This window comes from Kluyvera georgiana ATCC 51603, from assembly GCF_001654985.1.
Classification (GTDB): domain Bacteria; phylum Pseudomonadota; class Gammaproteobacteria; order Enterobacterales; family Enterobacteriaceae; genus Kluyvera; species Kluyvera georgiana.
In genome coordinates, this window is record NZ_LXEU01000019.1 from 23,875 (window position 1) to 32,993 (window position 9,119).

Below are 9,119 nucleotides of genomic sequence, written 5' to 3' on the forward strand. Positions count from 1 at the left end.
AGAGGGCTCGAAGTGGAAAAGGATCTTGCGCGAATTGAACAGTTTCTTGATGCGCTGTGGCTGGAGCGTAATCTGGCGGAAAATACCCTCAGCGCCTATCGTCGGGATCTGACCATGGTGGTCGAATGGCTGGCTCATCGAAACCTGACGCTGGAAAGCGTTCAGAGCGACGATCTGCAAAACTTACTCGCCGAGCGTCAGCAGGGCGGCTATAAGGCGACCAGTTCCGCGCGTCTGCTGAGCGCCATGCGGCGCTTTTTCCAGCATCTGTACCGCGAAAAAATACGTCAGGACGATCCCAGCGCGCTGCTGGCTTCGCCGAAACTGCCGCAGCGGCTGCCGAAAGATCTCAGCGAAGCACAGGTTGAACGCCTGTTGCAGGCGCCGCTGGTGGATCAGCCGCTGGAGCTGCGCGATAAAGCTATGCTTGAGGTACTCTACGCGACCGGACTGCGCGTGTCGGAACTGGTCGGCCTGACAATGAGCGACATCAGCCTGCGTCAGGGCGTGGTGCGGGTGATCGGTAAAGGTAATAAAGAACGCCTGGTGCCGCTGGGCGAAGAGGCGGTCTACTGGGTGGAAAACTGGCTGGAACATGGCCGCCCGTGGCTGCTGAACGGTGTGGCGATTGATGTGCTGTTTCCCAGCCAGCGCGCGCAGCAGATGACCCGACAGACCTTCTGGCATCGCATTAAACATTATGCCCAGCTAGCGGGAATCGACAGCGAAAAGCTGTCGCCGCACGTATTACGACACGCGTTTGCCACCCATCTGCTCAACCACGGCGCAGACCTGCGCGTGGTGCAAATGCTGCTGGGGCACAGCGATTTGTCGACGACCCAAATTTATACGCACGTTGCGACCGAGCGGCTGCGACAACTTCACCAACAGCATCATCCACGCGCATGATGTTGATTTAAAAGGACGGATTATGAAAAAAGGTTTAATGATGTTTACCCTGCTGGCCGCCGCGTTCTCCGGCCTGGCCCACGCAGATGACGCCGCGATCAAGCAGTCGCTCGCTAAGCTCGGCGTACAGAGTACCGACATTCAGCCCGCGCCGGTTGCGGGCATGAAAACCGTGCTGACCAACAGCGGCGTGCTGTACGTCACCGACGACGGCAAGCACATTATCCAGGGGCCGATGTATGACGTAAGCGGCTCGCAGCCGGTTAACGTGACCAACGCGCTGTTGATGACCCACCTGAAGGCGCTGGAAAAAGAGATGATCGTTTACAAAGCGCCGCAGGAAAAACACGTCATTACCGTCTTTACCGACATCACCTGCGGCTACTGCCACAAGCTGCATGAAGAGATGAAAGACTACAATGCGTTGGGCATCACCGTGCGCTACCTGGCCTTCCCGCGTCAGGGCGTGCAAAGCCAGGCCGAGCAGGATATTAAATCGATCTGGTGCGCTAAAGACCGTAATAAAGCGTTCGACGACGCGATGAACGGCAAGGGCGTGCAGGCGGCGACCTGCGATATCGACATCGCGAACCACTATGCGCTGGGCGTGCAGTTTGGCGTCACCGGCACGCCGGCTATCGTGTTGAGCGATGGCTTTATGGTGCCGGGCTATCAGGGCCCGAAAGAGATGAAAGCATTCCTCGACGAACATCAAAAACAGACCAGCGGTAAATAATTCGCGTGAAACAACAGACTCAACTTCGCCGCCGAGAGGTGGATGAATCCATCACCTTGCCCGCAGAGCTTTCGCCGCTGCTGCGTCGCCTGTACGCCAGCCGTGGCGTGAAGTCGCCGGACGATCTCGAGCGCGGCCTGAAAGGTATGCTGCACTGGCGTACCTTGACCGGCGTCGAGAAAGCCGTCGAGATGCTGCACGATGCCTTTGAGAATAACCTGCGCATTATGGTGGTGGGCGACTTCGACGCCGATGGCGCAACCAGTACCGCGCTGAGCGTACTGTCGCTGCGGGCGATGGGCTGTCGCAGCGTGGAATATCTGGTACCGAACCGTTTTGAAGATGGTTACGGCTTAAGCCCGGAAGTGGTCGATCAGGCTCACGCGCGCGGCGCACAAATGATCATGACGGTGGATAATGGGATCTCGTCCCATGCCGGTGTCGATCATGCGCACCGTCTCGGGATCCGCGTGCTGGTGACCGATCACCACCTGCCGGGCGAAACGTTGCCCAACGCCGATGCGATGGTGAACCCGAATCTCGTGGATTGCCCCTTCCCGTCGAAGTCGCTGGCGGGCGTTGGAGTGGCGTTCTACCTGATGCTGGTGCTGTGTAACCATCTGAAAGAGAAAGGTTGGTTTGAGTCCCGCGGCATTGCGGCGCCGAAGATTGTCGAATTTCTCGATCTGGTGGCGCTGGGCACCGTGGCTGACGTGGTGCCCCTGGACGTCAACAACCGTATTTTGACCTACCAGGGGCTGAGCCGCATTCGTGCGGGCGTCTGCCGTCCGGGCATCAAGGCGCTACTGGAGATTGCCAACCGCGACGCGGCTAAACTGGTGGCCAGCGATCTGGGCTTTGCGCTTGGGCCGCGTCTGAACGCCGCCGGGCGGCTGGACGACATGTCGGTCGGCGTGGCGCTGCTGTTGTGCGACAACCTCGGTGAAGCGCGCGTACTGGCAAATGAACTGGACGCCTTAAACCAAACCCGTAAAGAAATAGAGCAGGGGATGCAGGTGGAAGCGCTGACGCTGTGCGAGCAGCTTGAGCGTAGCCGTGCGGAGCTGCCCGGCGGGCTGGCGATGTATCATCCGGAGTGGCATCAGGGCGTGGTGGGTATTCTCGCTTCGCGCATCAAAGAGCGCTTCCACCGTCCGGTGATTGCTTTTGCCCCCGCGGGGAACGGCCAACTGAAAGGTTCCGGGCGTTCTATTCAGGGGCTGCACATGCGCGATGCGCTGGAGCGTCTGGACACGCTGCATCCGGGGTTGATGCTGAAGTTTGGCGGCCACGCGATGGCGGCGGGACTTTCGCTGGAAGAAGAGCGCTTTGAAGAATTCCAGCACCGATTTGGCGAGCTGGTGACCGAATGGCTGGATCCGGCGCTGCTGCAAGGGGAGATCCTTTCCGACGGCGAACTGAGTCCGCAGGAGATGACGCTGGAAATGGCGCAGATGCTGCGTGACGCTGGCCCGTGGGGGCAGATGTTCCCGGAACCGCTGTTTGACGGGCGTTTTCGCCTGTTGCAGCAGCGGCTGGTGGGCGAACGTCACCTGAAAGTGATGGTTGAACCGGTTGGCGGCGGCCCCCTGCTGGACGGCATCGCCTTCAACGTTGACACGACAGTCTGGCCGGATAACGGCGTGCGCGAAGTGACTCTGGCCTACCGGCTGGACATTAACGAGTTTCGCGGCAACCGGAGCTTACAGTTGATCATCGAGCATCTGTGGCCGATTTAGCATCTCTTACACTGTAAATAAGGGCGGGAATCCGCTAAGATTCCGCTCTTATAACCGCATTTTTCTCGTCCATTAAAAGAAAATAGACCATGTTTGAAATAAACCCGGTAAATAATCGCATTCAGGACCTCACGGAGCGTTCCGACGTTCTTAGGGGGTATCTTTGACTATGATGCTAAGAAAGAGCGTCTGGAAGAAGTAAACGCCGAGCTGGAACAGCCGGATGTCTGGAACGAACCCGAACGCGCGCAGGCGCTGGGCAAAGAGCGTTCTTCCCTTGAAGCGATCGTCGATACCCTCGACCAAATGGCCCAGGGCCTGGAAGACGTTTCCGGCCTGCTGGAACTGGCTGTAGAAGCCGACGACGAAGACACCTTCAACGAAGCCGTTGCCGAGCTGGACACGCTGGAAGAGAAGCTGGCGCAGCTCGAGTTCCGTCGTATGTTCTCCGGCGAGTATGACAACGCCGATTGCTACCTTGATATCCAGGCCGGTTCCGGCGGTACTGAAGCGCAGGACTGGGCAAGCATGCTCGAGCGTATGTATCTGCGTTGGGCAGAAGCGCGCGGCTTTAAAACTGAAATCATCGAAGAGTCCGAAGGGGAAGTGGCCGGGATTAAATCCGTGACCATTAAAATCTCCGGTGATTACGCCTACGGCTGGCTGCGTACCGAAACCGGCGTTCACCGCCTGGTGCGTAAGAGCCCGTTCGACTCCGGCGGCCGTCGCCACACCTCCTTTAGCTCCGCGTTCGTGTACCCGGAAGTAGATGACGATATCGATATCGACATCAACCCGGCGGATCTGCGTATCGACGTTTACCGTGCCTCCGGCGCGGGTGGTCAGCACGTTAACCGTACGGAATCTGCGGTGCGTATCACCCATATCCCGACCGGGATTGTGACGCAGTGCCAGAACGACCGTTCCCAGCACAAGAACAAAGACCAGGCCATGAAGCAGATGAAAGCGAAGCTTTATGAACTGGAAATGCAGAAAAAGAACGCGGAAAAGCAGGCGATGGAAGACAACAAGTCTGATATCGGCTGGGGGAGTCAGATTCGTTCGTATGTCCTGGACGATTCCCGTATTAAAGACCTGCGCACTGGGGTGGAAACCCGCAATACGCAGGCGGTACTGGACGGAAGTCTGGATCAATTTATCGAAGCAAGTTTGAAAGCAGGGCTATGAGGAACCAACATGTCTGAACAAAACGCACAAGGCGCTGACGAGGTAGTCGATCTTAACAATGAAATGAAGGCACGCCGCGAGAAGCTGGCTGCACTGCGTGAGCAGGGCATCCCGTTCCCGAACGATTTCCGTCGCGACAGCACCTCAGACCTTCTGCATGCGAAATATGATGATAAGGAAGGCGAAGAACTCGAAGCGCTGAATATCGAGGTCTCCGTTGCGGGCCGTATGATGACCCGTCGTATTATGGGTAAAGCGTCCTTCGTTACGCTGCAGGACGTTGGCGGCCGTATTCAGCTGTACGTCGCGCGTGACGATCTGCCGGAAGGCATCTACAACGAGCAGTTCAAGAAATGGGACCTCGGCGATATTCTGGGCGCGAAAGGTAAGCTGTTCAAAACCAAGACCGGTGAACTGTCTATCCATTGCACCGAACTGCGTCTGCTGACCAAAGCGCTGCGTCCGCTGCCGGATAAATTCCACGGTCTGCAGGATCAGGAAGCGCGCTACCGTCAGCGTTACCTGGATCTCATCTCTAACGATGAATCCCGCAAGACTTTCAAGGTGCGTTCTCAGATTCTGGCGGGTATCCGTCAGTTCATGGTGGGTCGCGGCTTTATGGAAGTGGAAACACCGATGATGCAGGTGATCCCTGGCGGCGCGTCCGCTCGTCCGTTCATCACCCATCACAACGCGCTGGATCTGGACATGTACCTGCGTATCGCGCCGGAACTGTACCTGAAACGTTTGGTGGTTGGCGGCTTCGAACGCGTGTTTGAAATCAACCGTAACTTCCGTAACGAAGGCATCTCCGTTCGCCACAACCCTGAGTTCACTATGATGGAACTCTACATGGCGTACGCAGATTACAAAGATCTGATCGAGCTGACCGAATCCCTGTTCCGTACCCTGGCGCAGGATATTCTGGGCCACACCGCGGTGCCTTACGGCGACCAGACTTTCGACTTCGGCAAGCCGTTCGAAAAATTGACCATGCGTGAAGCTATCAAGAAATACCGCCCGGAAACGGAGATGGCCGATCTGGATAACTTCGACTCTGCGAAGGCGATTGCAGAAAGCATCGGCGTACACGTTGAGAAGAGCTGGGGTCTGGGCCGTATCGTGACCGAGATCTTCGAAGAAGTGGCGGAAGCGCACCTGATTCAACCGACCTTCATCACCGAGTACCCGGCCGAGGTTTCTCCGCTGGCGCGCCGTAACGACGTGAACCCGGAAATCACTGACCGCTTTGAATTCTTCATCGGCGGCCGCGAAATCGGTAACGGTTTCAGCGAGCTGAACGACGCAGAAGATCAGGCGCAGCGCTTCCAGGATCAGGTTAACGCTAAAGAAGCGGGCGATGACGAAGCGATGTTCTACGACGAAGACTACGTTACCGCGCTGGAACACGGCCTGCCGCCGACCGCAGGTCTGGGGATTGGTATCGACCGTATGGTCATGCTGTTCACCAACAGCCATACCATCCGCGACGTGATTCTGTTCCCGGCGATGCGTCCGGTGAAATAATCGCGAAAGCGAAAGGTGAAAAACCCGGCGATGGCCGGGTTTTTTTATGCTTACGATTTGGGGGGCTGATGGCTACGTTCGAGCGAAATCGATAAATGCCTGACGCGCCTTCGCATCTGCCGCCTCCATCACCATCCATGGGCTAAACGCCCACGGCGTCAGTGCGAGTGCACGCAGCGCGTCGTCGAGCTCGCACCACTGATACTCGATCACCTCGTCGGCATTCGGCTGTACGGCGCTGGTGATGCGAGCCGCATACACCGGACATACTTCGTTTTCGACGATACCGTTAGGCGCTACGGCGCGATAGCGGAAGTCGGGCGCGACCGGGGTAATGTGGCTGATTTCGACACCTAGCTCAAAGCGACAGCGGCGGGCAATCGCCTGTTCGAAAGTTTCGCCCTGCTGTGGATGCCCGCAGACCGAGTTGGTCCATACGCCGGGCCAGGCCACTTTACTTAAAGAGCGGCGGGTGACCAGAAACTGGCCGCGATCGTTAAATAACCAACAAGAGAAGGCGAGATGCAGCGGGGTAGAGAGTGTGTGCGCGGCGTACTTATCCAGTATTCCGCACGGTTGATCGTGCTCATCGAGCAAAATGACGTGTTCCCCTGCCATGGCAACTCCTGAAAATGAAAGATGACCCGGCATAAACCCACCGGGTCATATACTCAGGCAACCAGCGTAGCCCATAAGTGGAAAAAAGGCATTACCAAAACAAGCCCTGTCCCCTGCCGCTCTGTGCCGCTTCGTCATTGCCAATCCACAACTCACCGTCCTGATGGTTTAGCATCCCGTGCGACCCTGCTATCATAGATCCTTCCAACGCTTTTGACCTGAGGATTCGTTTTGCGAGCAGGAAGCCCAATCTCTTCCCCACTACGACTGTTAATGTGCCTTGTGCTCGGCCTGGCGCTGTCCGGCTGTGCGGGCAACTCATCAGAAGGCAGCTATAGCGGTTCGGTCTACACCGTGAAGCGTGGTGATACGCTGTCGCGTATTTCTCGCATGACGGGCACCAGCGTGCGAGATTTGGCGCGGATGAACGGAATTTCTCCGCCATATACCATCGAAGTTGGGCAAAAACTGAAGGTGAGCGGCGCGTCCTCTTCCAGTACGAAAAAATCGGCTACCAGCAAAACGGCGAAAGTGGTCCCTTCCTCTGCGGTACCGCAGTCATCATGGCCACCGGTTGGGCAACGCTGCTGGCGTTGGCCCGCAAGCGGCAAGGTTGTCATGACGTATTCAACCTCAGAGGGCGGCAACAAAGGGATTGATATCGCGGGCAGCCGTGGACAGCCGGTTTACGCTGCCGGGGCAGGTAAGGTGGTTTACGTTGGCAACCAGCTACGCGGTTACGGTAATCTGGTGATGATTAAACATAACGAAGATTACATTACCGCTTATGCCCACAACGATAAGCTGATGGTCAACAACGGGCAGAGCGTGAAGATTGGCCAGCAGATCGCCACCATGGGCAGTTCGGATGCGGATTCGGTGCGGCTGCACTTCCAGATTCGTTACCGGGCAACGGCTATTGATCCGCTGCGTTATTTACCGCCGCAGGGCAGTAAGCCGAAGTGCTAACCGGTTATTTTATCGTCACTTAGCATCCAGAGTGCTTGCCAGGCGAGGAGTAAGGTTTATAATGCTCCTCGCACACCTTTGCGGGCGTAGTTCAATGGTAGAACGAGAGCTTCCCAAGCTCTATACGAGGGTTCGATTCCCTTCGCCCGCTCCAAACTCAAGTCTCCTGAAGTCTACCAAACTCAATTTTCCCTTGATAAATCAGCAGTTATAGCATTCTATTAGTCTATTGAACTCAATTGTACTCCCCCAGGGTCAAGCTCAATGTGGGGGTATGGATGGGGGTATAATTGTACCCCCTGCTGAGAGGTACCCCCAATGAAGCTGACTGCTCGTCAGGTTGAAACTGCGAAACCCAAAGAGAAGCCCTACAAACTGGCCGATGGTGGTGGGCTTTACCTGCTGGTTAATCCCAACGGTAAAAGATACTGGCGTCTCAAATACCGTTCGTTAGGTAAAGAGAAGCTGCTCGCTATTGGCGTTTATCCCGATGTTTCTTTAGCTGAAGCCCGAAGTAAGCGTGAGGATGCTAAAAGAACATTAGCGGCTGGCAACGATCCCTCTCTTGAACGAAAAATTGAGAAACTTAGTCGTCAACAAGACGCTGAAAACTCGTTTGAGGTTATCACACGGGAGTGGTATCAGCGTCGCTATGACCGCTGGTCTGTCTCCTACCGCGAAGAAATGCTGAGAACCTTTGAGAAAGATGTATTTCCTTATATCGGCCACCGGCCAATCAAAGATATCAAGCCGATGGAGTTGCTTGCAGTTCTTTCAAAGATAGAAGCACGAGGTGCAACGGAGAAGGTACGTAAGGTTCGTCAACGTTGTGGAGAAGTCTGGAAGTATGCCGTTGTGACTGGCAGGGCTGAGTACAATCCGGCACCTGATCTAGCCAGTGCCGTGACTCCTCATGAAAAAGAGCACTATGCTTTTTTAACCCAGGATGAATTGCCTGAGTTTCTTCGGACTCTGAACACCTATGCCGGTAGTGTGCTTGTTAAGATTGCGATGCAATTGCTTATTTTAACAGGGGTAAGGCCTGGGGAGTTGAGGAAAGCGGAGTGGCAAGAGTTTGATTTTGAGAAAAAGGTTTGGAATGTACCAGCGGAACGCATGAAAATGCGCCGCCCTCATCTGGTTCCATTATCAAGCCAGGCAATTGACCTACTTAATCAGCTTAAACCCATGACGGGAGCAGGAGCGTTGCTGTTCCCAGGACGTAATAATCCTAAGAAACCGATGAGTGATATGGCATTGACTGTGTTGGTCAGGCGTATCGGCTATGCAGGACGCGTTACAGGGCACGGATTCCGCCACACGATGAGTACCATTTTGCATGAGCAGGGATTTGATTCAGCTTGGATCGAGCTACAGCTGGCTCACGTCGATAAGAACTCAATTCGTGGGACGTATAACCATGCTCAGTATCT

Annotated in this window: 8 protein-coding genes and 1 tRNA gene; 8 read left to right on the plus strand and 1 reads right to left on the minus strand. The window is 55.7% G+C overall.

The genetic code is table 11. From position 1 onward, the window contains the following. Positions 1-12 precede the first annotated feature (12 nt). From xerD to lysS, 5 genes are all read left to right on the plus strand, one after another. Complete coding sequence (xerD, locus tag M989_RS04700) at positions 13-909, plus strand: site-specific tyrosine recombinase XerD (protein ID WP_064542785.1); 897 nt, start codon at positions 13-15, stop codon at positions 907-909. Positions 910-931: 22 nt separating this feature from the next. Continuing rightward, positions 932-1,645: a bifunctional protein-disulfide isomerase/oxidoreductase DsbC gene (dsbC, locus tag M989_RS04705; protein WP_064542788.1), complete on the plus strand. Its 714-nt coding sequence runs from the start codon at positions 932-934 to the stop codon at positions 1,643-1,645. A 5-nt stretch (positions 1,646-1,650) separates the two neighbouring features. Then, complete coding sequence (gene recJ / locus M989_RS04710; protein WP_064542791.1) at positions 1,651-3,384, plus strand: single-stranded-DNA-specific exonuclease RecJ; 1,734 nt, start codon at positions 1,651-1,653, stop codon at positions 3,382-3,384. A gap of 89 nt (positions 3,385-3,473) precedes the next feature. Continuing rightward, positions 3,474-4,572 (plus strand): peptide chain release factor 2 gene (gene prfB / locus M989_RS04715; RefSeq protein ID WP_100249904.1). Its coding sequence is split into 2 segments (ribosomal slippage): positions 3,474-3,548 and positions 3,550-4,572, totalling 1,098 coding nucleotides; the frame shifts between segments, so codons are not numbered across the junction. Between the two features lie 9 nt (positions 4,573-4,581). Further along, positions 4,582-6,099 (plus strand): lysine--tRNA ligase, encoded by a 1,518-nt coding sequence (lysS, locus tag M989_RS04720; RefSeq protein WP_064542796.1) that lies wholly within the window; start codon positions 4,582-4,584, stop codon positions 6,097-6,099. 72 nt (positions 6,100-6,171) lie between these two features. Here the strand turns inward: lysS and idi are convergent, their stop codons facing one another. Continuing rightward, on the minus strand, positions 6,172-6,717 hold the full coding sequence (gene idi, locus M989_RS04725) for an isopentenyl-diphosphate Delta-isomerase (protein WP_064542799.1): 546 nt from the start codon (positions 6,715-6,717) through the stop codon (positions 6,172-6,174). Between the two features lie 273 nt (positions 6,718-6,990). Between idi and actS the strand changes: the two genes are divergently transcribed. The 3 genes from actS to M989_RS04740 all read left to right on the plus strand — a co-directional run. Beyond that, positions 6,991-7,686, plus strand: a complete 696-nt coding sequence (gene actS / locus M989_RS04730) for an amidase activator ActS (RefSeq protein WP_157093517.1) — start codon at positions 6,991-6,993, stop codon at positions 7,684-7,686. An 80-nt stretch (positions 7,687-7,766) separates the two neighbouring features. After that, positions 7,767-7,840 (plus strand) — tRNA-Gly (locus M989_RS04735). 164 nt (positions 7,841-8,004) lie between these two features. Then, positions 8,005-9,119, plus strand: a 1,115-nt coding sequence (locus tag M989_RS04740; protein WP_064542805.1) for a tyrosine-type recombinase/integrase, incomplete at its 3' end; no start/stop codon positions are given.

Excerpts from the sequence above, each read along its gene's own strand:
- dsbC (WP_064542788.1), top strand. The coding sequence starts at position 932 with ATGAAAAAAGGTTTAATGATGTTTACCCTGCTGGCCGCCGCGTTCTCC.
- lysS (WP_064542796.1), top strand. The coding sequence starts at position 4,582 with ATGTCTGAACAAAACGCACAAGGCGCTGACGAGGTAGTCGATCTTAAC.
- idi (WP_064542799.1), bottom strand. The coding sequence starts at position 6,717 with ATGGCAGGGGAACACGTCATTTTGCTCGATGAGCACGATCAACCGTGC.
- actS (WP_157093517.1), top strand. The coding sequence starts at position 6,991 with ATGTGCCTTGTGCTCGGCCTGGCGCTGTCCGGCTGTGCGGGCAACTCA.